General features: G+C 67.3%; 22 protein-coding genes, 4 tRNA genes and 1 pseudogene. 12 read left to right on the top strand and 15 right to left on the bottom strand.

The genetic code is table 11. From position 1 onward, the window contains the following. Window positions 1–179: 179 nt before the first annotated feature. From OSB52_RS15620 to OSB52_RS15590, 7 genes are all read right to left on the bottom strand, one after another. Window positions 180–716 carry a LemA family protein gene (locus tag OSB52_RS15620; protein WP_235722115.1) on the bottom strand — a complete coding sequence of 179 codons (537 nt, stop codon included), beginning with the start codon at window positions 714–716 and terminating at the stop codon, window positions 180–182. A 12-nt stretch (window positions 717–728) separates the two neighbouring features. After that, window positions 729–1853: a glycosyltransferase family 4 protein gene (locus OSB52_RS15615; protein WP_235722116.1), complete on the bottom strand. Its 1125-nt coding sequence runs from the start codon at window positions 1851–1853 to the stop codon at window positions 729–731. Continuing rightward, window positions 1850–2839, bottom strand: coding sequence for a phosphatidylinositol mannoside acyltransferase (locus tag OSB52_RS15610; RefSeq protein ID WP_266062625.1), 990 nt, complete (start codon window positions 2837–2839; stop codon window positions 1850–1852). Before OSB52_RS15610 ends, OSB52_RS15615 begins: the two co-directional genes overlap by 4 nt. Window positions 2840–2844: 5 nt before the next feature. After that, window positions 2845–3543, bottom strand: coding sequence for a phosphatidylinositol phosphate synthase (pgsA, locus tag OSB52_RS15605; protein ID WP_266062624.1), 699 nt, complete (start codon window positions 3541–3543; stop codon window positions 2845–2847). 34 nt (window positions 3544–3577) lie between these two features. Next, the gene (locus OSB52_RS15600; RefSeq protein ID WP_235722119.1) at window positions 3578–4129 is read right to left on the bottom strand and encodes an ATP adenylyltransferase; all 552 of its coding nucleotides are present in this window, start codon (window positions 4127–4129) and stop codon (window positions 3578–3580) included. Continuing rightward, window positions 4122–6194, bottom strand: a complete 2073-nt coding sequence (gene thrS, locus OSB52_RS15595) for a threonine--tRNA ligase (RefSeq protein ID WP_266062623.1) — start codon at window positions 6192–6194, stop codon at window positions 4122–4124. Before thrS ends, OSB52_RS15600 begins: the two co-directional genes overlap by 8 nt. Before the next feature lie 143 nt (window positions 6195–6337). After that, window positions 6338–6736, bottom strand: a complete 399-nt coding sequence (locus OSB52_RS15590) for a TIGR02611 family protein (protein WP_235722371.1) — start codon at window positions 6734–6736, stop codon at window positions 6338–6340. Between the two features lie 342 nt (window positions 6737–7078). Here OSB52_RS15590 and OSB52_RS25035 point away from each other — a divergent pair, with 342 nt between their 5' ends. Next, window positions 7079–9169, top strand: coding sequence for an FUSC family protein (locus OSB52_RS25035; protein WP_266062622.1), 2091 nt, complete (start codon window positions 7079–7081; stop codon window positions 9167–9169). Between the two features lie 48 nt (window positions 9170–9217). Here OSB52_RS25035 and OSB52_RS15580 read toward each other — a convergent pair whose 3' ends face one another. Beyond that, window positions 9218–10642: a carboxylesterase/lipase family protein gene (locus OSB52_RS15580; RefSeq protein ID WP_266062621.1), complete on the bottom strand. Its 1425-nt coding sequence runs from the start codon at window positions 10640–10642 to the stop codon at window positions 9218–9220. Between the two features lie 108 nt (window positions 10643–10750). Here OSB52_RS15580 and OSB52_RS15575 point away from each other — a divergent pair, with 108 nt between their 5' ends. Then, the gene (locus tag OSB52_RS15575) at window positions 10751–11158 is read left to right on the top strand and encodes a YybH family protein (RefSeq protein WP_266062620.1); all 408 of its coding nucleotides are present in this window, start codon (window positions 10751–10753) and stop codon (window positions 11156–11158) included. A 55-nt stretch (window positions 11159–11213) separates the two neighbouring features. Here OSB52_RS15575 and OSB52_RS15570 read toward each other — a convergent pair whose 3' ends face one another. Then, window positions 11214–11684: a heme-binding beta-barrel domain-containing protein gene (locus OSB52_RS15570; protein ID WP_266062619.1), complete on the bottom strand. Its 471-nt coding sequence runs from the start codon at window positions 11682–11684 to the stop codon at window positions 11214–11216. Between the two features lie 79 nt (window positions 11685–11763). Beyond that, window positions 11764–11838, bottom strand: a tRNA-Val gene (locus tag OSB52_RS15565). A 232-nt stretch (window positions 11839–12070) separates the two neighbouring features. Here OSB52_RS15565 and OSB52_RS15560 point away from each other — a divergent pair. The 3 genes from OSB52_RS15560 (at window position 12071) to OSB52_RS15550 (ending at window position 12331) form a co-directional block, all read left to right on the top strand. After that, window positions 12071–12143 (top strand) — tRNA-Gly (locus tag OSB52_RS15560). Between the two features lie 22 nt (window positions 12144–12165). Then, window positions 12166–12239: transfer RNA gene (locus OSB52_RS15555), tRNA-Cys, on the top strand. Window positions 12240–12256: 17 nt separating this feature from the next. Then, window positions 12257–12331: transfer RNA gene (locus OSB52_RS15550), tRNA-Val, on the top strand. A gap of 145 nt (window positions 12332–12476) precedes the next feature. Here the strand turns inward: OSB52_RS15550 and OSB52_RS15545 are convergent. Together OSB52_RS15545 and OSB52_RS15540 are read right to left on the bottom strand one after the other, a co-directional pair. Next, window positions 12477–13420 (bottom strand): annotated as a pseudogene (locus OSB52_RS15545) (alpha/beta hydrolase). A gap of 196 nt (window positions 13421–13616) precedes the next feature. Next, entirely contained in the window at window positions 13617–14270 is a 654-nt protein-coding gene (locus OSB52_RS15540; RefSeq protein ID WP_235722126.1) for a TetR/AcrR family transcriptional regulator, read from the bottom strand. A gap of 79 nt (window positions 14271–14349) precedes the next feature. Here OSB52_RS15540 and OSB52_RS15535 point away from each other — a divergent pair, with 79 nt between their 5' ends. From OSB52_RS15535 to OSB52_RS15525, 3 genes are read left to right on the top strand one after another with little or no spacing between them, the layout of a single operon-like run. Next, window positions 14350–14913: a VOC family protein gene (locus OSB52_RS15535; protein WP_235722127.1), complete on the top strand. Its 564-nt coding sequence runs from the start codon at window positions 14350–14352 to the stop codon at window positions 14911–14913. 30 nt (window positions 14914–14943) lie between these two features. After that, window positions 14944–15582, top strand: a complete 639-nt coding sequence (locus OSB52_RS15530) for a carboxymuconolactone decarboxylase family protein (RefSeq protein WP_235722128.1) — start codon at window positions 14944–14946, stop codon at window positions 15580–15582. 40 nt (window positions 15583–15622) lie between these two features. After that, the gene (locus tag OSB52_RS15525; protein ID WP_235722129.1) at window positions 15623–16180 is read left to right on the top strand and encodes a GNAT family N-acetyltransferase; all 558 of its coding nucleotides are present in this window, start codon (window positions 15623–15625) and stop codon (window positions 16178–16180) included. Between the two features lie 18 nt (window positions 16181–16198). Here the strand turns inward: OSB52_RS15525 and zapE are convergent, their stop codons facing one another. After that, the gene (gene zapE / locus OSB52_RS15520; RefSeq protein ID WP_266062617.1) at window positions 16199–17212 is read right to left on the bottom strand and encodes a cell division protein ZapE; all 1014 of its coding nucleotides are present in this window, start codon (window positions 17210–17212) and stop codon (window positions 16199–16201) included. A 36-nt stretch (window positions 17213–17248) separates the two neighbouring features. Here zapE and OSB52_RS15515 point away from each other — a divergent pair, with 36 nt between their 5' ends. From OSB52_RS15515 to msrB, 4 genes are all read left to right on the top strand, one after another. Then, window positions 17249–18064: a dihydrofolate reductase family protein gene (locus tag OSB52_RS15515; protein WP_266062616.1), complete on the top strand. Its 816-nt coding sequence runs from the start codon at window positions 17249–17251 to the stop codon at window positions 18062–18064. A 10-nt stretch (window positions 18065–18074) separates the two neighbouring features. Next, window positions 18075–19685: an alpha/beta hydrolase gene (locus OSB52_RS15510; RefSeq protein ID WP_372512443.1), complete on the top strand. Its 1611-nt coding sequence runs from the start codon at window positions 18075–18077 to the stop codon at window positions 19683–19685. Between the two features lie 70 nt (window positions 19686–19755). Beyond that, complete coding sequence (locus tag OSB52_RS15505; RefSeq protein WP_235722132.1) at window positions 19756–21042, top strand: glycosyltransferase family 87 protein; 1287 nt, start codon at window positions 19756–19758, stop codon at window positions 21040–21042. Then, window positions 21039–21476: a peptide-methionine (R)-S-oxide reductase MsrB gene (gene msrB / locus OSB52_RS15500; RefSeq protein WP_235722133.1), complete on the top strand. Its 438-nt coding sequence runs from the start codon at window positions 21039–21041 to the stop codon at window positions 21474–21476. The genes OSB52_RS15505 and msrB overlap by 4 nt, the downstream gene beginning before the upstream one ends. Window positions 21477–21825: 349 nt before the next feature. On the opposite strand, the gene hemQ is transcribed toward msrB, so the two are convergent. Together hemQ and OSB52_RS15490 are read right to left on the bottom strand one after the other, a co-directional pair. After that, window positions 21826–22521: a hydrogen peroxide-dependent heme synthase gene (gene hemQ, locus OSB52_RS15495; RefSeq protein ID WP_235722134.1), complete on the bottom strand. Its 696-nt coding sequence runs from the start codon at window positions 22519–22521 to the stop codon at window positions 21826–21828. A 37-nt stretch (window positions 22522–22558) separates the two neighbouring features. Continuing rightward, entirely contained in the window at window positions 22559–23956 is a 1398-nt protein-coding gene (locus OSB52_RS15490) for an FAD-dependent oxidoreductase (protein WP_235722135.1), read from the bottom strand. Between the last annotated feature and the right edge of the window lie 5 nt (window positions 23957–23961).

Raw genomic sequence — 23961 nt, 5'->3', positions numbered from 1 at the left:
TACCCTGCCCGACGGTCGGCGCCGGGTCGTGCCCGCCGTGGCCGTTGACGGTGTTCGGGGTGTCCGGTCCGGGATTGTTCCCTGACTGGAATTGACTCACTGATGTCTCCTGATGTCGTCATTCCGGCACCTGGTGCCGGGTCCGCGTGAGGCGGGCTGTCCCACAAGTCTAGGCGAGGTCAGGAACCGCTCGCCGGGGTGACCCGTTCGACGATCTCGAAGAACTGCGGCAGTTCGGCGGTGCCGCCCAGATGCAGCCACACCACGAGCCGACGCTCGGCCAGATTGCGGGTGTCACGCACCGCGTCGTTGTAGAACCGTCGGGCCATCATGATGCGGGTCTCGGCGTCGGCGAGCTCTACCACGAGGCCCTGCGGACGCGACCCGGTGTCGAGTTGGGCGAGCAACGTCGAGACGGCGTTCTCGGCCTGCTCCCGCGAGTCCGGCACAGCATGCTCGGCCTGATCGGCCGCGGCCGCCAGGTCCTGTCCCACCGCCCGGACCTGGTCGTCGTAGCCGGCGATCATCCCGGCTGCGATGGACCGGGCGACCACCGCGCGGCGCGCCAGCGCGGCGTCGAGAGCCTGGCGCGCCAGGTCGACGCGGACGTTGAGCCGGTCAAGTCGGTTCGCGGTCTGGAAGGCCCAGCCGGCGGCGAGCACGACGACGAACACGATCGCCACGATCAGCGCGACGGTCCAACCCGAGATGGTCATTGCGTGCCCTCCCTACTCGGCCACCACGACGGACCCGGCCCCCACGGTCACGGTCTCGTACACGCGCAGGATCTGATCGGCCACCCGCGACCAGTCGTATCGATCGGCGCGACGGCGACCCGCCGCGACGAGTTCGGCCCGCGCATCGTCGTCGGCGAGCAGGTCGACGAGGGCGGCGCCGAGTTCATCGACCGACCCGGTGGAGACCAGACGGCCGGCCCGACCGTCGTCGAGGACCCGCCGAAATGCGTTGAGATCGCTCGCGAGGACTGCCGCGCCGGCGGCCATCGCCTCGACCAGCACGATCCCGAAGCTCTCACCGCCCAGATTGGGTGCGCAGTACACGTCTGCCGAACGCAGCGCCCGCGCCTTGGTCTTGTCATCGACCTGACCGAGGAAGACCAAACGATCCGCGAGCCCACCGGCACGTCGGCGCAGGGCACGCTCGTTGCCGCCGCCGACGACGAGGACCCGGATGTCGGGGAACTCCGCGACGACAGCGGGTAGCGCACGCATGAGGATGTCGATGCCCTTGCGCGGCTCGTCGTAGCGTCCCAGGAACAGCACGGTGCGACCCGGCCACGGGTAGCCGTCGAGGGGTTCGGCGTCGGCGAAGGAGGCGGCGTCGATGCCGTTGGGGATCTCCACCGCGTCGGAGCCCAACGATTCCATCTGCCAGCGCCGGGCCAGTTCCGAGACGGCGATCTTTCCGGCGATGCGTTCGTGATAGGGCCGCAGAATGCCCTGGAACACCGACAGCCACATCGATCGGGTGGTCGAGGTGTGAAAGGTGGTCACGATCGGGCCGGACGCGACCATCAGCGACAACATCGAGATGCTCGGCGCGTTCGGCTCGTGAACGTGCAACACGTCGAATCCGTACTCGTCGATCCACGCTCGGAGTCGCAGATAGCCGGTCGGGCTGAAGTTCACGCGCGACACCGACCCGTTGTAGGGAATCGCCAAGGCCGGCCCCGCCGACACCACGTAATCGGGAAGCGGGGTCTGCGGCGCCGAGGGCGCCAGCACGCTCACTTCGTGACCGCGTTCGATGAACACCTGTGCGAGCTCGACGACGTGCGCCTGCACGCCGCCGGGCACGTCGAAGGAGTACGGGCAGATCATCCCGATCCTCATCGCCGCCACTCCTCGCGGCCGGTCTCGCGTGTCGGGGCCGCACTGCCCTCGCCAGCGGCCTCGATACGCGCACGCCGCGCCGCCGACCAGTCGGCCTCCCAGAGCGGCTGCAGCATGTGCCAGTCCTGCGGGTGAGCGGCGATGTTACGGGCGAACGCGTCGGCGAGCGCCTGGGTGGCCGCCTCCACCCCGCCGGAGACGTCGATCGGTGCGCCACAGGAGATGCGTGATGTGGGTGGTTCGGTGAACCAGTGGTGGACGGGTAACAGTGCTGCGCCGGTCTCGATGGCCAGCAGCGCCGACCCCGCCGGCATCCTTGTCTTCTCGCCGAAGAAGTCCACGGGGACACCGTGGTGCGCCAGATCGCGTTCACCGAGGAGACAGACGATCCCGTTGTCGCGCAGCCGATCGGCGAGGAGCCCGAACGGCGGCTGCTCGCCGCCGCTGAGCGGGAAGATCTCGAAGCCCAGCGATTCCCGGTAAGCGACGAACCGCGTGAACAGCGACTCGGGTTCCAGACGTTCGGCGACGGTGGCGAATCGCCCGTAGTTCTGTACCAGCCAGACTCCGGCCATATCCCAGTTGCCGGTGTGCGGCAGCGTCAGGATCACGCCCTTTCCCCCGGCGAGCGCGGCGTCGACGTGCGCGCGGTCGGCGGGTGGAACGGTGACCGTGGACGCGGTCTGCGCGAGGTCCAGCGCCGGGAGCCGGAAGGCTTCGCACCAGTACCGGGCGTAGGAGCGGACCGCTGCGGCCACCAGGTCGTCGGGCACGTCGTCGGGGTCCACGCCGAGGACACGGGAGAGATTGCGCCGCAGTTGGTCCGGGCCACCGTGCCGTCGTCCGACGATGTTGCCCACGCGGTCGAAGGCTCCGCGCGCCAGTGATTCGGGTGCGTAGCGGACGACCGCCCACCCGGCTGCATACCCGAGGTCGGACAATCGTGCGCTCAGCGAGATCGTCGAAGGGTTGTGACCGTCCCTCATGGGTGTCAGTGTGCCCCTGCCTCGCGTTGCGTGCCGGTCGGCGGCTCCTCGTCGGAATCCTCGGCATCCTCGGATTCCTGCGCGGCCAACGGAATCAGATCGCGCCCACCCGGCGATGAGTAGATCGACCACATGCGCTGGCCCACCGTGATCACCGACAGCACCGCGAGCACCCACATTGCGACATGAATTGCCCATCCGATACCCAGGCCGGTGAATCCGGTTCCGACGAGCACGATGATGAGTCGGTCCGGACGCTCGATCCAGCCACCGTCGCCGTTGAGGCCGCTGGCCTCGGCCCGCGCCTTCGCATACGAGATGACCTGGGAGGTCACCAGACAGATCAGCGTGGCGACGAGCAGCAGGTCGTGGGGTTCGGTGACCGCACACCACCACGCCAGGCCGGCGAAGATGGCGCCGTCGGCGATCCGGTCGCAGGTGGCGTCGAGTACCGCTCCGAACCGGGTGCCGCCGCCACGCGCCCGGGCCATCGCACCGTCGAGCATGTCGAACATCACGAACAGCCAGATGACCAGGGTGCCGACGAACAGATAACCCATTGGGAACAGCGTCAGCGCGGCGACGATCGTCGCCGTGGTGCCGATGAGGGTCATGATGTCGGGTGTGAGACCGGTGCGCAGGAGGGCCCGACCCAGCGGTAGGGTGACCTTCGACACCGAGGCCCGGCCTCGGATGCTCAGCATCTGCCCGCTCCTTTCCTCCCCCGACCGGCGTGCGTCACGACTGTTCGTGCCACGCCGCGGCGAGCAGCGAACGGGTGTCGCGCAGCAACTGTGGCATGACTTTCGTCTCGCCGACAACCGTGATGAAGTTCGCGTCGCCGATCCACCGCGGCACGATGTGCTGATGCAGGTGCTCGGCGAGCGATCCACCCGCCGCGTATCCGAGGTTGAGACCGACATTGAACGCGTTGGGGTTGGAGACCGCTTTGATGGTCCGCAGCATTTTCTGGGTGAACGCCATCAGCTCGGCGGATTCGTCGACGGTCAGCGCCTCGAGATCCGCAACCTGCCGATACGGCACTATCATCGTATGCCCAGGGTTGTACGGGTAGAGGTTGAGCACGGCGTACACAGCCTCGCCGCGCGCGACGATGAGCCCCTCCTCATCCGACATCGTCGGGATGTCGAGGAAAGGATGGCCCGTTGCTTTCTCCGACGGCGGCGGGTCGGCGGTGATGTAGGTCATCCGATGGGGACTCCACAACCGCTGCAGGCGATCGGGATCCCCGGTGCCGCAATCCCGGATCGTGCGATCGTCGTCAGCCATCGGCGGTGCCCGCCCGGTCCGCCGTGTCGATGGCCGCCTCCGTCGGAGAATCGTTGCGTCGCTGCGCAACCCAATCGGTGATGAGCGCCACCGCGGTATCCACCGACACCCCGTTGACCTGCGACCCGTCGCGGAACCGGAAACTCACCGCGTCGGCGGTCACGTCGCGCTCGCCGGCGAGCAGCATGAACGGCACCTTGGCCTTGGTGTGGGTGCGGATCTTCTTCTGCATGCGGTCGTCGGAGTAGTCGACCTCGGCGCGGATGCCGGCGGCCTTGAGCCGATCGACCACACCCTGCAGATGGTCGGTGAAGGCCTCGGCGACCGGGATGCCGACCACCTGGACCGGGGCCAGCCAGGCCGGGAATGCGCCGGCGTAGTGCTCGGTGAGCACCCCGAAGAAGCGCTCGATGGAGCCGAACAGAGCGCGGTGGACCATCACGGGACGTTTCTTCGTCCCGTCCGGGGCGGTGTATTCGAGTTCGAACAATTCTGGCTCGAAGAAGTCGAGCTGCAGCGTCGACATCTGCCAGGTACGGCCGAGTGCGTCCTTGGCCTGTACCGAGATCTTCGGCCCGTAGAAGGCCGCGCCCCCTGGATCAGGCACCAGTTCGAGACCCGACGCCGCACCGACCTGGCGCAACGTCTCGGTGGCCTGCGCCCACACCTCGTCGGTGCCGACGAACTTCTTGGGGTCCTTGGTGGAGAGCTCGAGGTAGAAGTCGTCGAGGCCATAGTCCTTGAGCAATTGCAGCACGAACTGCAGGGTGCTGGTCAGTTCGTCGACGACCTGCTCCTGCGTGCAATAGATGTGCGCGTCGTCCTGGGTGAATCCGCGCGCGCGGGTCAAGCCGTGCACCACGCCTGACTTCTCGTAGCGGTATACCGATCCGAACTCGAAGAGCCGCAGCGGCAACTCGCGATAGGAACGCCCCCGCGAGCGGTAGATCAGATTGTGCATCGGGCAGTTCATCGGCTTGACGTAATAGTCCTGCCCGGGTTTGCGGATGGTCCCGTCTTCGTTGTACTCCGCATCGAGGTGCATCGCCGGGAACATGCCCTCGGCGTACCAGTCGAGGTGTTTGGACACCTCGAACAGGTGTCCCTTCGACAGATGCGGGGTGTTCACGAACTCGTAGCCCGCGGCGACGTGCCGGGCCCGCGAGAAGTCCTCCATCTCCTTGCGGATGATGCCGCCCTTGGGATGGAACACCGGCAGCCCGGATCCGAGCTCGTCGGGGAAGCTGAAAAGATCCATCTCGGCGCCGAGCCGGCGATGGTCGCGGCGTTCGGCCTCGGCCAACAGGTCCAGATAGGCGTCGAGCGCCTCCGTCGACTCCCACGCGGTGCCGTAGACACGCTGCAGATCGGCATTGTCCTGGTCGCCACGCCAGTAGGCCGCCGAGCTGCGGGTCAGCTTGAACGCGGCGATGTACTTCGTGGTCGGGACGTGCGGGCCGCGACACAGGTCGCACCAGATCGTCTCGCCGGTACGCGGATTGAGGTTGTCGTAGGCCGTCAGCTCCGCACCGCCGACTTCCATCACCTCGCTGTCGGCGGCAGCCCCCTTGTCGTCGATCAGTTCGAGCTTGTAGGGCTCGCGCGCCAACTCCATCCGCGCGGCGTCCTTCGACGCGTACACGCGCCGCGAGAACCTCTGACCCGACTTGATGATCTGCTTCATCTTCTTCTCGAGAGCCGTCAGGTCCTCGGGGGTGAACGGCTCGGCGACGTCGAAGTCGTAGTAGAAGCCGTCCTTGATCGGCGGACCGATACCGAGTTTGGCGTCCGGGAAGAGTTCTTGCACGGCCTGGGCCAGGACGTGCGCACAGGAATGTCGGATGACGCTGCGACCGGCCTCGGTGTTTGCCGCCACGGGCTCGACGTCGGTGTCGAGATCGGGGGTCCAGGACAGGTCACGGAGCTGCCCGGCGGCATCGCGGACCACCACGATGGCCTCGGGTCCCTTGTTCGGCAGGTCGTGATCGCGCAGCGCCGTGCCCGCGGTGGTCCCGGCCGGCACGCGAATCGTGGCGGGGGCGGTGACCTGCAGATCGTCGGGCACGAGGCGCTCCTCAGCAGTTGTGACACGGGGGTCGTGTCGATGGGCATGGGTTACTCAAGAGATCGTATCTGCGCCCTATCCGACGACCGGGAACCACCCGGAGCCGTCCCAGGAGGCTTTCGGTCAGGACAGTCGGCTTGCGGTCACGACAAGATGGGGCTCGACAGCCAATCGGCGTCGATGTTGAACCATCCGGCGACCATGCCGACCGCGCCGAGCAACCACAGGGTCACCACCACGACTGCGGCGGTGCCCAGCCAGAAGACGGCCTGGACCGACCAATGCTGCCGACCGATCCAGACCATCCAGGCGTCGTACTTGCCACGCGCGAACGTCAGCAGCCGGTGGGCCCAGCCGAACTCCGAGGCAAGGATCCCCAGGCCGACGAACACGATCAGCCACCCCGGGCCTGGGTAAGGGATGGCGACGACGCCGCCGGCGAGTACCAGCGTGCCCACGACGCCGATGGCGACCCGGTACCCGAGGTTCAACGTTGGATTCTGCCGGATCACATATCGGCGTTGGCGCGCCCACACTCGCATCTTGGTCGCCACGCCACTCCGTTCCCTCGCCCGTCGGGCCGTCGCGGCCCGCCCTCCTCGTGACACGATCGATCCGCCGGTGCCCGTCTCGTCGATCACGGTCGGCAGATGGGCACCCCGGCGGATCACGGCGTCCAGGATACGTGTCAGTCCACCGGTGCCCCCATGCATATGGACGCCGCGGCTCGAGTTCGCCGACACGCCGTGAACCCGTCCCGGCGGCGTTAACCTATCGATGTTCGCGACGGTTGCCCCACGTCTCCGGGTGATCAACGGGTGGCCATGATGCAGACCGGACCTGACCTGCGCGCTCGCTCCGGCCTGCCCATCGGGCGGTGACCGGTGCTCTCGACTCTGCCGGCCGCGTTCGGCAACCACCTCCGTGTGCACGATCCCGATCACGATGCGCTGCGCAGGGCCGTACGTGCCGGACTGATCATTCCGGTGTCATTCGCGCTCGGTCTGGCGGTTGGGGGTGCACAGACTCCGTTGTTTGCCGCATTCGGTGCCTTCGCCGTGCTGGTCTTCGCCGATTTCCCCGGCGACCGTCATGCGCGCGCCACGAGCTACCTCGGCCTGGGCATCGTCGGCGCAGTGATGATCACCGTGGCCACTCTCGTGTCCCGGTCTGCGTGGCTCGCGGTGGCCACGATGTTCCTGGTCGGCGTGGTCGTGATCTTCGTCGGGGTACTCAGTGCCGCCCTCGCTGCGGCGCAGCGCTCGGTGCTGTTGACATTTGTGCTGCCGGTGGCGACGCCGGCGGCGCCCAGCGCCATCGGCGACCGGCTGCTCGGCTGGTTGATAGCACTCATGTGTTGTGTTCCCGCTGCGCTCTATCTGCTCGCACCGCATCATCACGACCGGCTGCGCAGGCAAGCCGCCCGGATGTGTCGCCTGCTCGCCGATCTGGTCACGGGCAACGGCGATCTCAACGAGGCACGCGCGACCATGCGGGATCTCCGGACGAGTTTCCAGGCGACCGCGTGCCGACCGGTGGGCCTGTCGGCGGGTAGTCGGGCACTCGTGCGTGTGGTCGGTGAGCTGGAATGGCTCACCGACCGTCTGACCCTCTCGTCGTCCGGCACCGTGGCGACCGGGTCGTCGCCGGCGACATCGGCACGGATGTTGCGTGCGGCAGCGGCGACACTGGGGGCCGACGGCTCCGAACTCCGATCGGCCATGCGCACTCTCGAGCAACTGGTGGCAGAGCTGGATTCCGAACGTGACCAGGCCTTCGACGACTTCGCGGCGGCAACCGATCACCGCACGGCAACTGCCGTGCTCGCCTCGCACGCGGTGGATTCTGCGGTGGCCACCGTCGGGCGCATCGTCGCCTGGTCGGGGGCCGCCGATGCGCGAAGAACGATCGACCGGCTCCTCGGGCGGGGGCTGTCCGGCCGGGGCGCCGACGGCCGCATGATCCCGGCTCCATTGGTGTCACCGCACTACACCCGTGGCTATCTGCGCTCGCGGTCGGTGAGTCTGCAAAACAGTCTTCGCGGTGGGTTGGGTCTGGCCGCCGCAGTCGCGGTCACCGAGTTGCTCTCGGTACAACACGGTTTCTGGGTCGTACTCGGCACGTTGTCGGTACTCCGCAGTTCCGCGCTCACCACCGGATCCTCGGTGCTGCGCGCCATCGTGGGCACCGTCATCGGGTTTGCGCTCGGCGCCGGGTTCCTCGCGATGGTGGGCACAGGTCCGGTGGCGTTGTGGCTCGCCCTTCCGCCTGCGATCTTCCTGGCCGCCTTCGTCCCAGAGGTGGTGTCGTTCATCGCGGGTCAGGCCGCCTTCACGGTGACGGTTCTGTTGCTGTTCAACGTGATCGACCCGGTGGGCTTTCAAGTCGGGCTGATTCGGATCGAGGATGTGCTGATCGGTTCGGCCGTGGCCGCCGTCGTGGCCGTGCTGCTGTGGCCACGCGACGTCGGTACCGCACTTCGAGCAGGCAGCGACGACGCGGCGGTGGCCTGCTCCCGTTTCCTACTCGCCGCGGTCCGACACATCACCCGCAAGCGGCCGCTCGATACCGCGGTCGTTGCCGACACTTATTCCGCGGCGAGGACGTTCGACGACGACGTACGCCAGTACCTGGCCGAGAACGGCGGCGGACCAGGGGCCCTCACGCCGGTGCTGGATGCCTCGACACGAGTGGTGCGGACCGTACTGGCCGCAGAAGCGATCGGGCGGCTCACGCCCGATTGCCGCGCACCTGCGGGCTCAGGGGTCGGAGAGGCGCTCGAACGGCATGCGGCACAGATCGCCATCTGGCTCACCGAGGGAGGCCGACGACGCGCGTCGGCCTCGGTCGGTGCCGACCTGCTCGATGTGCTCGGTGCCCATCGGGTAGGCGCCGACCTGCTCTGGACCGCAGCACATCTCAACGAACTGGAGTTGTTGTGGGACCATCAGACGCGGTCGGACCGACCGGTGTGAGGACGCCCGCCGGCAGTTGGCCGCCCACCGGCACGGCGTGCGCGAGGATCACACGAAACGCCGCACGCCCTCGCCGCCGCCATGTGCCGGCCACCCCGGGCCACCGGTGCTCGCGAACCTCACCCATGCGTCATGCATGTCGTCGGCGATACGTTGATCCGGCTCGGGTCCGACCAACGCATGGGCCGCGGCGAGATGGTCGAAGACGAACGGGATCTCCACCGCGTGGCCGGCCTGGATGTCGGCCTGCGGACTGCGGTAGCCGAACTCGTACAGGTACGTCGAACCCGTCGGCCGGGATTCGGCGATCTCCGTGGTCGGCGACGAGAAGGCCCGCGCGGTGAGCGCCTCGCTGAGCACATCACCGGCACTCGCCCCGGCAGCGAGCCGAGTGCGGAGATGGTCGAGGCCACCGGGCGCGCGACCCAGGACCGCTGCCGCGCCCTCCTCGGTGACGGCCTGCGCTCCGCCGGTCGCGACCATGAAGAAGCGGAATTCATCGGCATTCCAGCCCGCGAGCAACGGTATGTCGGCTCCGGCACCCGCGGCGATGGCCTGACAGGGAACCGCTGGGAGGACTTCGCCGTCGACGACCGGGAACTGTGACATGATCCCCATACCGACGTCGACGACCGTCGGCCCCCACACCTCCGGGTTCGGGTCGAGCATCAGTTCCAGCGCCACCGTCGATTGGGCGCGCAGCATGTCGTCGACGCCGATACGGCCCAAGGCCTCGACGGACGCATCGACGTCGAGGATCTCCGCGAGACGAGCAGTGACCTTGCGCGCGTCGGTCGGATCGGCCGCGGCAGAACCATTGCCGCTCTGCATTATCGCGCGCCGGAACAGACCGGTGGCCAGTGGCGAGGCCAGCAGTGACGCGATGCTCATCGCTCCGGCGGACTCGCCGAAGACCGTGACGTTGTCGGGATCCCCACCGAAGGCCGCGATGTTGTCACTCACCCACCCCAGCGCGGCGATCTGATCGAGCAGCCCACGATTGTCCGGCGCCCCCTCGATCGATGCGAAACCCGCTGTGCCGAGCCGATAGTTGATCCCGACACAGACGACGCCGTCACGAGCGAACGTGTCCCCGGCATACATCTCGATGCGATTGGAGCCACGCGTGAATGCGCCCCCGTGGATCCACACCATCACCGGCAGGCCGCCCGCGCTCGGGTCCGGGGTCCACACGTTGAGATTCAGATAGTCGTCGCCGAGCACGATCGTGTTGTCGAGCAACGCGGCGATCGGGGCCGGATAGCCGACCTGCGGAGCGGTCGGCCCGTACTCGGTGGCCGGTTGCACTCCGTCCCACGCAGCGGGAGGCGCCGGAGCAGCGAACGCCGCCGCGCCTATGGGTGGTGCGGCGTAAGGGATTCCGAGATAGGCGAAGATCCCGTCGGCACCCAGGCCGCGAACGCGGCCACTGGTTGTGTCCACCGCGGGAGCATCCACGTCAGCACGAGTCATACCGATCGACCGTACGCGACCGTGCCGGCTGTGGTGACTCATCCTCGGAAGCCGATCCCCGTGGTCGACGCAGGTCTACCGTGGGCTCCAAGGGTGAATGGAGGAGTGATGGCCGACCCGACCACTGCCGTGCGTGATGTCGAGCAACGCTACGACGAGGCGTGGCAGCGGGGTGACCTCGACGGCATCCTCGCGTGCCTCCATCCCGCCGCCGTGCTGGTGAGCCCGCGTGACGAGGTGGCCCGTGGGCACCGTGAGATCCGAGCCGTGTTGGGCCGACTACTCATCGGCGAGGCCGCCGGATCGTGTCACGAGAGCACCATCGACCGCGTCGAGTTCGTCACCGACGACGTCGCAGTTGTCGACGGCCGGGCGCGGGTGACGGGGGTTGCGCGCTCGCTCGGCGGCGAGGCAGCAGTTGTCGTGCACGGTTTCACCGACGTGCTCGTACGCAGCGACGAGCGGTGGGTCATCTCCCAGATCCGCGCCCATGGTCTGCATTCGCCCGAGCGGTGACGAGACTGCGTACCTGCCGGTCGATGGCGACTTCGGCCCTCTCACCCACCCAGGCTCAGGCGCGGTCCAACTGCGAGGTGAGGTGGTGGGTCATCGGCACACCGACCGCCGCCATCGCGAAGTCGGCGCGCAGGCTGTCGCCGTCGAGCCGATATCGACGTTCGGTTGCCTCCACCGATTTGGCCGTGGCCGTTGCGGTCACGACGCCGGACATCCTGAGTTCGACGACCCCGTCGATGACTTCCAGCGTGCCCGCGCACAGTTCGGTGTGCCCGGTCGGCTGTGCGAGGGTGAGTTCGACAACGCCGTCGGCCGGCACGCGCAGGAATCCGGATTCGGTGTGCAGCGGAACACCTGTCGCCGAGCGAGTGCGCTGGCGGTAGACCAGGAAGGGTTTGCCGATGTTCTCGACGGTGATCGTCTCGATGTAATCGAACGATTCGATCGTCGGATACTCACCGCTGCCCGGACCGGTCCAGGTGCCGACGAGAGAGGCGATAGGGGTCAGATTCGGGGCAAGATCCACCCTGCGAGGGTAATGCCGCACCGACGGCGAAACAGTGAGGCCCTCCCCGCAGAAAGCGGAAAGGGCCTCACTGGACTCCTGGTGGTCCCGGCTGGGATCGAACCAGCGACCTTCCCGGTGTGAACGGGACGCTCTTCCACTGAGCCACGGGACCGCGCGAGACGCCGTCGGCGCCTGTGCACGAGGCAGAAGATTACACGCTCACCACTCGCATCCCCAAATCGGCCCGTTGGGTGCGCCGAACATTCTCAAGCGGTCGGCGCCGCACATACGATTGGCCGCTCACAGCACTTTGACCAGGCGATTTGGCGAAGCGCGAGTACGTCGGATAGTGTTCCTCATCGCGTCGAGAGCAACAAAAGATCCACAAGATCGCTCCCGACCACGCGGATGTAGCGCAGCTGGTAGCGCATCACCTTGCCAAGGTGAGGGTCGCGGGTTCGAATCCCGTCATCCGCTCGAGGCGAGTCCTCTCGCATCTGGTGGTGTGGCCGAGTGGTGAGGCAACGGCCTGCAAAGCCGTGTACACGGGTTCGATTCCCGTCGCCACCTCCACACCAATTGCATATCCCGCGCGATTAGCTCAGTGGGAGAGCGCTTCCCTGACACGGAAGAGGTCACTGGTTCAATCCCAGTATCGCGCACCACGAAAAGCCCGCTGCCCCGCAGCGGGCTTTGTGCATCTGAAGGCTGGTGCGGCTCGAGCACCCCGGAAAGGCAACCGGGCCAAGGCCCTCGAGGATGTCGGACCCGACCTGGGGCCCGCCCCCTGACGCGCAAACCTTGAGTGGTTCAGCTCCCGATTCCCAAACCACCCGCGATCGTCGGCCACGCACGATGCAGGTCACGATTCCAGTAGCCCCACGAGTGCAGCCCCGGCCGGAAATCGTAGGTCGCGCTGACACCGGCTCTCTCGGCGCGCGCCTTGAAACCCAACGTGCACTGCAGGACGACACTTTCCAGGAGACCACCAACCGGCGACGCGAGGCCGGCGAGGCCCAGCGACGGGTCCGGCACGCCGTTGCCGCTGGAGATGTAGACGACCTTCCCTCGCAGGGCGGCCACATGAGCGGCAGGATCGTGGGCCGCCCACTCCGAGCCGCTCACCGGGCCCCACATGTTGTCCGGGTTGCCGCCGCGCGTTGCCACGGTCGCCGCGGTCGCCTGTCGGAACTCACTCGATCCCTGGTCGAGGCACCCGCTGAATGCGGCCACCGCCGTGTACAGGTCGGGATGGCGCACAGCGATCGACATGGCGCCGAGGGCGCCCATGGAGAGCCCACCGATGGCGTTCACGCCGTTACCCTGAAAACGCGAATCAATCAGTGGCGGCAACTCTTCGGTGAGAAACGTCTCCCACCGGTTGTTCCCGAGCACCGGGTCGGCCGTAGACCAGTCTGTGTAGTAGGAACCGGTACCGCCGATCGGCAGCACCACGTTGACCGCATTGTCAGCCATGAACTCGGCGATATCGGTCTGGGGGTCCAGCCGCTCTGGGTGTAATTGGTGTAGACGCCGCCGTCGATTCCGTCCAGGAGATACCAGGTCGGCCGCTCCCGGTCCCGCCGTTCGGGCACAAGAACCGACACGCGGATCGGTCGATCCATCGCCCGCGAATACACGGTCACCGTCGCGTGGTTAGGGGTCGTCATGGACATCGCGAGTATTCGAGACGGCCCGCGCGCATCGGGTACGGCCGCGGCGGGCCCGCCTTCCCATCCCCCCACGCCGATCATCAAACATGCTGCGACGACCAGAACGGCAGATCTCTGCCACATTGCTTGTCTCCCCCACAGAATCCCGACCACGGCCGGCCACCTCGCGGCCCCCACCGCCGAGATGATCAACGACAGTGAAACACGAATGCGTCGGCTCCGGGGGCAATACGGACATGCAGGCCCCACATGTCAACAGGGCCGACGATCATCCGAGTCAGTTGTCGGTCGCCAGACCCAGAGCGCCCAGGCACATCAGGTCGAGTGTGTCGAGCAGAGCGTCTTCGTCGGCGTCCTCCCCTTGGACGAGCCACAGGTAGAGCGTGTGGTCGACCATCGCCGCCATCGCGCGTGCCGCCATCACCGGATCCAGTGACGCCCGCACCCGACCCTGTTCCTGCCAGTGCGCGATGGCGCCGGCCGTCTTGTCGATCAGCGACGCACGATGCTCGTGGCGCAGGTGCCGGAACTCCTCGTTGAAGGTCGCCACCTGTTCGACGATGGCCATCATGCGAGCATGCCGCCGATACGCCTGGTAATAGGAACGATTGGTGGCGATGAGGCGCTCAGCTGGGGTCATTCCCGGAGCAGACGGTTCTTTGCGATGCACTTCGGTGAACAGTCGGGTGCTCAACTCCCGGAAGACGTCTTCCTTCGACACGAAGTATCGGTAAAAGGTCCCGTAGGAGACACCGGCCTCCTGAGCGATCAACTCCACTCGCGCATCGACGAATCCGATGCGCTCGAATACCCGCTGCGCACCGTCGAGCACGGCGTCGCGCGTGGCCCTGCCCCGCGGCGACAGAGCGTCGACCGGCGCCGGCACACCCGAGGTGCTTCCGGTGGACTTGTTGACAGCGAGCCTGGCCACGAACAAGACTCTTCAACAAGTTGACATGACAGTCAAGTCATGTCACGGGTCGCCGATCATCTCCGAAAGGACGCTCCACATGCCGACCAACCCCAACTTCGAACTCCGCGGCATCAACCACCTCGCGCTCGTCTGCGCCGATATGCGCAGGACCATCGACTTCTACTCCGGTGTCCTCGGCATGCCCCTGGTGAAGACCCTCGATCTGCCCGGCAACCTCGGACAGCATTTCTTTTTCGACTGCGGCGGCGGCAACACGGTGGCGTTCTTCTGGCTCGCCGACTCGCCGGACGCCGCCCCCGGTATCGCCGCCCCCAAAGGACGCCCCGATGAGGGCGAACTGGCCAGCGCCATCGGCTCGATGAACCACGTCGCCTTTGCCGTGCCGCCCGAGGACTTCGACGACTACCGCAGCCGTCTCGAGGCCGCCGGCGTCGCGGTCAGCCCCGTTCTCAACCACGACGACAGCGCCGCCGGCGTCTCCCGGCATGTACATCCGGGCACCTTCGTCCGCTCCTTCTACTTTCAGGACCCGGACGGAGTTCTGCTGGAGTTCGCTTGCTGGACGCGCGAATTCACCGACGCCGACGTCGCCCACGAACCGAAGACGGCAGCGGACCGCCGCGTCGCCACCCCCTCCTGAGCCCACCAGAACGCCCACCGAGAGGAACTCATGCCACGCCTGCCCGAGGTCCATCGCGCCGACGTCACCGACGACAAGATCCGGTACTTCTACGACCGCCTGTTCGGCCCCGACAAGGACCCCGCGACCGAGCACGGGACGATCCATGCGACCCCCGGTGATTGGTGGACGGTGTTCGCCAACTCCCCCGAGGTGTTCGGTCACGCAGTTCGCGGCTTTGCGCTCTACCGCAATGCGACACTCGATCCCCTGCTGCGCGAACTCGGTCAGGGCCGCGCGGGTTATGCGCGCGGCAGCCAGTTCGTGTTCTCCCAACACTGCAAGCAGATGCGGTCACTGGGTATGCCCGAGGAAAAGATCGCGGCGATCCCCGCGTGGCAGGTCAGCGATCTGTTCAGCCCCCTCGAACGTGCGGTGCTGGCCTACGCCGACGGTCTGGTGCTCGACGGTGGACGAGTCCCCGACGCGGTCTTCGCCGTGCTCACCGAGCACCTCCCGGCCAACCAGATCCTGGAACTGACCTACATCACCGCGCTGTACGACATGCACGCCACGATGGCCAAGGCACTGCGACTGGAGTTCGACGACGTCCCCGAACGCGTCGCAGAGGTCCGGATACCCGAGGGCGTCAAGGTCGCCGACCTCTCGGCGGATCTGTCCGGAGAGTAGCCGGGCCCGCCTCACCACCGGCGCGGCGTACGCTGCGCATGTGCGAGCGCCCACCGTGATCGAGATCGTCGACGACCCGCGCCACGCCGCGGAGATCGCCACGCTGGCGGCAGCCACCTTTCCGTTGGCCTGCCCGCCCCACTCGACGACCGCGGACATCGCCGAGCACATCCGTGAGCACCTGCAGCCGGCGAACTTCGACCATCACATCACCAGCGCCGACAGTGACGTCGTGGTGGCGCGCGACGGGATCGAGGGACCGGTCATCGGATACAGCCTGGTGCTGCACACCGCGCCGGTCCACCCAGATGTCGCGGCGGTGGTGACGCAACGGCCGGTCACCGAGATCTCCAAGATGTACGTGGCACCGGACCATCACGCCCGCGGACTCACCGAGGCGCCTTCGCACATGCTGATGCAGACCGCACTCGAGGTGTCACGCTCCCGAGGCAGCGTGCTGGCATGGCTTGGCGTCAATCAGGAAAACGAACGCGCACAACGCTTCTACACCAAAATGGGTTTCGCACGGGCCGGAGTCAAGACGTTCGATCTCAACGGCTCCGTCGAGCACGACTTCATCTTTGTTCAGCAGCTGTGAAATCCGCGACGGCCGGCGTCAGACTGCGCTCTCGGCGAACCGCGACAACGCCAACAACCGCGACGTCGCACGCAGGTACTTCTTCTTGTATCCACCGTTGAGCATCTCTTCGGTGAAGATCTCGTCGAGCTTGCTGCCAGAAACGGTGACCGGGATGTTGGCGTCGTAGAGACGGTCGGCGAGAACCACCATGCGCAGTGCCACCGACTGATCGCGTGCGGCGTGCACATCGCTGATGCAGACCAGCGAGACACCGTCGACGAGATCCTTGTACTTCGACGGATGCAGCGTGCTCAGGTGATCACACAACTCATCGAAGTCGTCGAGGGTGGCACCGTCGGTCGACTCGGCGAGTTCGGCGAGTTCGGCATCCGAGCGTGGATCGGGTGCCGGCGGCAGATCACGATGCCGGTAGTCGGGGCCGTCCACCCGGATCGTCTCGAACACCGCGGACAACTTGCGGATCTCGCGCAGGAAGTCCTGGGCGGCGAATCGCCCCTCGCCGAGCTGTCCCGGCAGCGTGTTGGATGTCGCCGCGATGGAGACCCCGTTCGCCGTCAACTCGGTCAGCAATCGAGACACCAGCATGGTGTCACCCGGGTCATCGAGTTCGAATTCGTCGATACAGAGCACCGTGTGCTGTGAGAGTCGTTCGACGGCGTTGACGAAACCGAGGGCTCCGACCACGTGGGTCACCTCGACGAAGGTCGCGAAGGCTTTCGGCTCCGGCATCGAGTGGTAGATCGAGGCCAGCAGATGGGTCTTGCCGACACCGAATCCGCCGTCGAGATAGAGCCCGACGCCCTGGCCGGTCTTCTTGCGGGAGAACAGGCCACCCTTACCGCCACGCACCTTGGCCGCCCGGGCCACGAAGTCGCGCCCCTTGGCGACCGCCTCGGCCTGTGAGGGCTCGGCCGGATCGGGGATATAGGAGTCGAAGCTGACCGAGTCGAACGTCGACGGGGGCACCATCTCGTCGATCAGCGCCTCGGGTGCAACCGTCGGATTGCGGTCGCAGAGTCGTGCGGTCATAAGGGGCAGCGTAACGACCTCGGCCATGATGGAGTCATGTTCGGTCTACAGAAAGCGACCCAGCTCACACCTGCCGATGACCAGGCCACAACCCTGCGGTGGCTCGCCCAGCAGTATGCCTACCCACCGCTTCCCTCCTCTCCGCCCTGCCTGCCCCGACCCTTCGTGCGAGCGAACATGGTCGGGTCCATCGATGGTGCGGTGACAGTGGACGGTCGCTCGGGCGGGCTCGGCGGACCCGGCGACAAGGCGGTGTTCCGTGTGCTGAGAGCACTCGCCGATGTCGTCGTGGTCGGCGCGAGCACCGCGGTCACCGAGGGCTACCGACAACCGTCGGCCGACGACGAGTTCACCGCTGACCGCACCGCGCGAGACCAGACGCCCGCACCCGCGCTGGCGTTGCTGTCGCGGTCGTTGTCGATCCCCGACGACTTCGCGCCCGTGGCTCAGCCGCAGACCCTCGTTCTGACCTGCGCGTCAGCTCCCGCGGACAGGCGCTCGGCCCTGACCGACATCGGCGCGACACTCATCGACTGCGGCGACGACACCGTCGACCCGCACGCCGTCCTCGATGTGTGTGCCGAGCGCGGTTGGGTCCGGGTGTTGACCGAGGGCGGGCCGTCGTTGCTCGGCTCGTTGGCGCAGGCAGATGCGCTCGACGAACTGTGTGTCACCACCGCCCCCGTCGTCGTCGGCGGCGATGCCGGCCGCATCGTCTCCCACCGTGACGCCCTACCGACTCGGCCGATGCGGCCGGTGTCGATCATCACCGACGACGACGGCTACGTCTTCACCCGATGGGCGCGCACACCCACCGAAGACACGTACGGGCACCGCACCGACACCGACTAGGCTCGCGGTCATGCGACGAGCATCCCGGCGGCGGACCCGCGGATCCGAACCGAGGCGCACGGCGATGCCGGCCATCGCTGCGGCGCTGGTGACCGTCCTCGGCCTCGGTGGGTGTGCGGTCGGCCCGGACACCGGACCTCAAGTGGTGCACGGCGGTGGGGGCGGCGGCGAGCAGCCGTCGTCATCGGCGGCACCGACGGGCCTTCCGCCGATTCAGGCGCCACGCAATGACCTCGACTGGACCGACTGCGCACCCCAGACCGCCACCCGGTGGGGTGTCGACCGGCCAGACGGTGTCACGGTGCAATGTGCGGATCTGACCGTCCCCGTCAACCCCTACCGACCCACCGGCGACACCCTCACGGTCGGCCTCACCCGGGCACAGGTGGCGACCACGCCCGACGACGCCGTGCCCGTCGTGTTGACCTCGGGTTCGGACCTGCCGTCCTCACGGACGCTGCTGATGCTGGCCGCCGGTCCGGGCCGCGCCCTGCTGGATCAGCATCCGGTGGTGGCAATCGACCGCCGTGGGGCACCGACCAGCGGCGAACTGGACTGTATGACCCGCGAGGAGCGGGCCGCGATGCGCAGCAACGGCCTGGCCGGCGACGCCGACGCCACCCAGCAGCAACGGATCGACCGGCTGGCGGGGTCGGCCTCATCAGCCGCAGGTGGATGCACCGAGACCCTCGAACCGCATCAACTCGACTTCGGCGAGGCATTCGCCGCCGCCGACATCGAGGCCTTGCGTATCCGGTGGGGCGTCGACCAACTGGCGCTGGCCGGGGTCGGCGAAGGCTCCGACGTCGTCCTCGCCTACGCCGGGAACTTCTCGGGTCGCGCCGGACGCATCATCCTCGACACACCGACCCCGTTCGGCGCGAACGCCCGCGACCGCGCAGCCACCCGCGCTACCGGCGTACAGGCCGCCTTGCGGACCTTCGTCCAGCAGTGCAGCACCGCCGGCTCGTGCCCGCTCGGTGCCGACGGCACGGCCACCATCGCCGATGTCCTCGCCAAAGGCCGGGCCGGCCGGCTCGGCGGATTGTCCGACACGGAGGCATTGTCGGCGATCACCACGGCGGTGGCGCTGGCCCCCGACCGACCGGCCGCGACGACCGAGACCGCCGCGGCGATCGCGGCCGCCGATCGTGGCGACATCGGCGCGCTGACCACGCTGGCCGACCGCGCCGCCGCGCTGCGGCTCACCGACGGTCAGCTGGTCGCCCGCTGCAACGACGTGAGCGGGCCGGTGGGTCAGAACGAGGTCCCGGGACTGATCGACGCCTGGAGCAAGCAGAACCCGCTCACCGGCGCCGACACTGCGCTGTCGCTGATGCGATGCAACGCGTGGGCGTCGTCGACGCCCGTGAACCCGCCGAGCGCGTTACCGGTCGACCCGCTGGTACTCGACGGTGCCAACGACCCCATCAACGGCGGTGGCGGCGCCCAGGCACTCGGTGGTCTGTTCATCAGGGCCGGCACCACGCCGACGACGGTGAGCTGGGGTGGTCTGGGATATTCGGTCCTCGCCCGTAGTGCCTGCGCAGCCGACATCGTGACGCAGTACCTCGGTGACGAACCACTCGGTGAACCCACCGACCGTGGTTGCCCGAGCTGACTGCGGCGACGCGGCCCGCAACGTCGCAGGGCATGCGGTTTCGGCGCGCTGCTCGTAGTACGGTTCGCGGGTGGCGATTCTCGACAGGTACCTCCATCCGCAGATGACCTTTGACCGGATCATCCCGATGGTGCTGTGGCCGATCTCCATCATGATGGTCTTCCAGCGGTCGGTGATCCTTGCCGTCAACGGTGACCGGACCGACGATTTCCGGCCCGTATATCAGGCCGCCCTGCAGTTCCTCAACGGTCAACCCGTCTACGCCGAGAACCTCGACACCGTCGACCCCCACTACCTGTATCCCCCGTCGGGCACGCTACTGATGGCCCCGATCGCGGTGATCGATCCGGAGCGCTCGCGCTGGCTGTTCATCGTGCTCAGCGTGCTCGCGCTGATCGCCTCAGCCTTTCTGCTGGCCAAACTCTTCGGATTCGCCGGACGCTCGTGGGTCGTGCCGCTGATCCTGTTCTTCTTCTTCAGTACCGAAACCGTGTCCCACACCCTGATCTTCACGAACTTCAACTCGTTCGTGCTGTTGGGGATGCTCGCCTTCATGCTGCTGATGATGCGGCGGCACGACTGGTGGGCGGGCCTCGCGATCGGCGTGACCGTCGCGGTCAAACCGGTGCTGATCCCGTTGCTGTTGCTGCCACTGCTCAACCGTCAATGGCGGGTGCTGGTGACCGGCATCGGAACGCCGGTGATCCTCAACATCATCGCGTGGCCGTTGATCGCCGACCCCAATTCCTTCGTCACCCGCACGGTGCCTTACCTCGGGGAGGCGCGGGACTACTACAACAGCTCGATCGCCGGCAACGGCGCGTACTTCGGGGTCGCCGACTGGCTGGTGCTGCTGCTGCGCATCGCGTTCGTCCTGATGGCGGCGTTCAGCCTGTGGTTCCTCTACCGCTACTACCGTCGCACCGATGAACTGCTGTGGCTGGCGACCTCCACCGGCGTCCTGCTGGTCACTGAATTCCTGGTCGGCGCGCTCGGCCAGGGCTACTACTCGATGCTGCTGTTCCCGCTGCTGATGACCGTCTTCCTGCCCGGTTCGACGATGCGCAACTGGCCGGCCTGGCTGGGCGTCTACGGGTGTATGACCTTCGACTCCTACTACTCCGACGAATGGGACGCCTTCGGCCGGATGCTGGAGTTCAACAAGGTCACCTGGGGCTGGTCGCTGTTGATGATCGCGGTGTTCTGCTCGCTGCTGTTCCGCTACCTCGACATGCGACGCGACGGTGTCACGACCGTGTCGGCCGATGCCGGTTCCGGGGCGGTGGACCCCGCGCTGACCGCGCGCACCCGCGACGGTGGCGAGGGCGCCGACACAGTGGCTACCGTGGAGAAATGAGTTCGAACATCCCCGCCGAGTCCGGATCCGTGGATGCCGGTGAGATCACCGACGACCAGTGGCGGCAGCGACTGACCCCGGCCGAGTACCGGGTGCTGCGACAGGCCGGCACCGAAGCCCCCTTCACCGGCGAGTACACCGACACCAAGACCGTCGGTGTGTACCGCTGCCGGGCATGCGATGCCGAATTGTTCCGCAGCGAGCAGAAATTCGACTCACACTGCGGATGGCCGTCGTTCTTCTCCCCGCTGGCCGGCGACGCCATCATCGAGCGGGCCGACGACTCACTCGGCATGCGGCGTGTGGAGGTGCTGTGCGCCAACTGCGGCAGCCATCTGGGTCACGTCTTCTCCGGCGAGGGCTACAACACACCCACCGATCTGCGCTACTGCATCAACTCGATCAGCCTGAAACTCGAACCGGCCGAGGAGTGAGCGGGTTCGCCCTTCCGCAAGCTCCAGGGCCCCGCAGGGACCAGACTTCGTGACGCCCTTCCGCAAGCTCCAGGGCTCCTCAGGGACCAGGACAGGCTCTTCCGTTGTCCCGCGCTCCCTGACGAACCCGCGAAGAGGCGTCACGGAGGGCTCCTCCATCGACCCCGCCCGCTGATCGAGTAGCCGCCGAGCCCCTGGGCGAGGACGCGTATCGAGATCAGATCAGTGGGGTTCGATACGCGTCGGGCTCGCAAGCTCGCACGCCGCTACTCAACCAGCAGGTGGGCGTCGGCTCGCAAGCGCACGCCGCCACTCAGCCAGCGTCGTTACGGTGCACAGCCAGCAGCGCTCAGGGCAGCGCGTCGATCAGTGCGGTCGGCTCGACGCGCGGGCCGGTGAAGAACGGCGTCTCCTCGCGCACATGCATCCGTGCCTCGGTGGCGCGCAGATCGCGCATCAGGTCGACGATGCGGTGCAGCTCGGGCGCCTCGAAGGCGAGCAGCCACTCGTAGTCGCCGAGCGCGAACGACGAGACGGTGTTGGCACGGACATCCTTGTAGGCGCGTGCCGCCTTGCCGTGATCGGCCAGCATCTTGCGACGCTCCTCGTCCGGCAGCAGGTACCACTCGTAGGACCGCACGAACGGGTAGACGCAGATGTAGTTGCCGGGTTCCTCCCCCGCCAGGAACGCAGGGATGTGGCTTTTGTTGAACTCTGCGGGGCGGTGCAAGGCGACGTTGCTCCACACGGCGTCGCAGGCCCGACCGAGGATCGTCTCACGACGGAAGCGTGCATAGGCGGCCTGGAGCGCTTCGACCTCTTCGGCGTGCCACCAGATCATGAAGTCGGCATCGGCACGCAGACCCGAGACGTCGTAGATGCCGCGGACCACCACCCCGGAGTCCTCCAGCGACTTGAGGAAGTCGGTGGCATCGGCCTTCGCCTGATCCCGATCGGCGCCCAGTTCGCCGGGCCGCACGGCGAACACCGAGAACATCAGGTAGCGGATGGTGGAATTGAGTTCGGCGTAGTCCAAACGGCTCATGCGTTCATGGTGCCACCGTGACCGCACGCACGATCAGTCAGGTCAGGTCGGCCAGCAGCGCCGACACCGCGCGGCCGGCCTGGCCGATACAGGCGGGAACGCCGACTCCTGCATAGGCGGATCCGGCGAGCACCAGCCGACGGGGTCGCGCACGCTGCACCGCCGCCATCGCCGCCAGATGGCCGGGACGGTAGACGGGCAGCCCGCCCGGCCACCGCACGGCTTGCACCTCGACGATCCGCGCCGATGGCGCCACCACCCCCGCAGCTGCGCAGACTCGGTCGAGGTCCTCGACCGCCTGCTCGCGAATCCGCTCGTCGATCCCGGGCTGCTCCTGCGCTGACGGGACCGGCGCACCGTATCGCCCGAACGAGGCGCGAACCGACACCGGACCACCGTCGTCGGACAGATGCGCCCACTTCTGCGAACTGAACGTGAATGCCTTGGCGCGCAGCCCGGCGTCGGTGGCAACCAACACACCCGAGTGATCGGGCAACATCGTGCCCGGTGCCAATGCGATGGAGACCACCATCGACGACGCCCGCGGGACGTCCCAGAGAGGCCCTCCCACCTCGGGATGGTCCTCGGACAAGAGTGCACCCGCGATCCCGGCCGGCACCGCCAGAATCACGCCGTCGTAGGCGACAGGCGTCTCGCCGCGCACGCCCACGGTCCAGCCGGAGGCGTGCTCGCGTACCCAACTCACCGTCGCGCCGAATCTCGGCGTGATCTCCGCGTTCGCCAACAACGCCTCGACCAGCACACGGTAACCGCCGACCAACGTGCCGAACACCGGGCCGGTTGCGTCGGCACCGGCCGCCAGCACCGCGTCGACCGCGGCCGTCAACGAGGGTGCGCCGGCATCGAGCCGCGCGGCCAACGCCGGAATCGCTTCGCGTACACCGATGTCACGCGACAGGCTGGCATAGACGCCACCCAGCATCGGGTCCACGCTGCGCGACACCACCGACGGTCCGTACCTATCGGCCACGAGATCGCCGAGCGAGCGGTCCGTGCCGGCCTCCCACACCAGCGGTCGGTCCGGCTCGTCGGTCATACGCTGGAGGTCCGCGGAATCGGCCAAGCCGGTCACGGCGCCGGCAGTCGCCGGGATGCCCATCAGCGCGGGAGCCGGCAGCGAATGGAGGCGATCGCCCGACCACACCGCCGGCCGGCGCCCGGTGGGCGTCACCATCCGAGCTTCGAGACCCAATTCGCGGACCAGCTGCAGCGCTTCGGGGCGACGGACCACGAAGGCCTCGGCGCCCACATCGACCGTGCGTCCCCCGACATCGACGCTGCGCAGCAGGCCGCCCGGATGGGCATCGGCCTCGAGGACATCGATCACCGCGTCGGCACCGAGCTCGCGACGCAACCGGTAGGCCGCCGTCAGACCGGAGATCCCGGCGCCGATGATCGCGATGCGGGCGGTCATGACGT

This window comes from Gordonia aquimaris (assembly GCF_026262595.1).
GTDB lineage: Bacteria > Actinomycetota > Actinomycetes > Mycobacteriales > Mycobacteriaceae > Gordonia > Gordonia tangerina.
Note: the sequence above shows the minus strand (reverse complement) of the source record. Positions and strands in the feature narration are given on the sequence as shown.

Excerpts from the sequence above, each read along its gene's own strand:
- hemQ (WP_235722134.1), bottom strand. The coding sequence starts at position 22,521 with ATGAGCCGTTTGGACTACGCCGAACTCAATTCCACCATCCGCTACCTG.
- pgsA (WP_266062624.1), bottom strand. The coding sequence starts at position 3,543 with ATGCTGAGCATCCGAGGCCGGGCCTCGGTGTCGAAGGTCACCCTACCG.
- OSB52_RS15575 (WP_266062620.1), top strand. The coding sequence starts at position 10,751 with ATGGCCGACCCGACCACTGCCGTGCGTGATGTCGAGCAACGCTACGAC.
- OSB52_RS15490 (WP_235722135.1), bottom strand. The coding sequence starts at position 23,956 with ATGACCGCCCGCATCGCGATCATCGGCGCCGGGATCTCCGGTCTGACG.
- OSB52_RS15590 (WP_235722371.1), bottom strand. The coding sequence starts at position 6,736 with ATGCGAGTGTGGGCGCGCCAACGCCGATATGTGATCCGGCAGAATCCA.
- OSB52_RS15610 (WP_266062625.1), bottom strand. The coding sequence starts at position 2,839 with ATGAGGGACGGTCACAACCCTTCGACGATCTCGCTGAGCGCACGATTG.
- OSB52_RS15615 (WP_235722116.1), bottom strand. The coding sequence starts at position 1,853 with ATGAGGATCGGGATGATCTGCCCGTACTCCTTCGACGTGCCCGGCGGC.
- OSB52_RS15530 (WP_235722128.1), top strand. The coding sequence starts at position 14,944 with ATGCCACGCCTGCCCGAGGTCCATCGCGCCGACGTCACCGACGACAAG.
- zapE (WP_266062617.1), bottom strand. The coding sequence starts at position 17,212 with ATGACCGCACGACTCTGCGACCGCAATCCGACGGTTGCACCCGAGGCG.
- OSB52_RS15515 (WP_266062616.1), top strand. The coding sequence starts at position 17,249 with ATGTTCGGTCTACAGAAAGCGACCCAGCTCACACCTGCCGATGACCAG.
- OSB52_RS15510 (WP_372512443.1), top strand. The coding sequence starts at position 18,075 with ATGCGACGAGCATCCCGGCGGCGGACCCGCGGATCCGAACCGAGGCGC.
- msrB (WP_235722133.1), top strand. The coding sequence starts at position 21,039 with ATGAGTTCGAACATCCCCGCCGAGTCCGGATCCGTGGATGCCGGTGAG.
- OSB52_RS15600 (WP_235722119.1), bottom strand. The coding sequence starts at position 4,129 with ATGGCTGACGACGATCGCACGATCCGGGATTGCGGCACCGGGGATCCC.
- OSB52_RS15580 (WP_266062621.1), bottom strand. The coding sequence starts at position 10,642 with ATGACTCGTGCTGACGTGGATGCTCCCGCGGTGGACACAACCAGTGGC.
- OSB52_RS15620 (WP_235722115.1), bottom strand. The coding sequence starts at position 716 with ATGACCATCTCGGGTTGGACCGTCGCGCTGATCGTGGCGATCGTGTTC.
- OSB52_RS15535 (WP_235722127.1), top strand. The coding sequence starts at position 14,350 with ATGCCGACCAACCCCAACTTCGAACTCCGCGGCATCAACCACCTCGCG.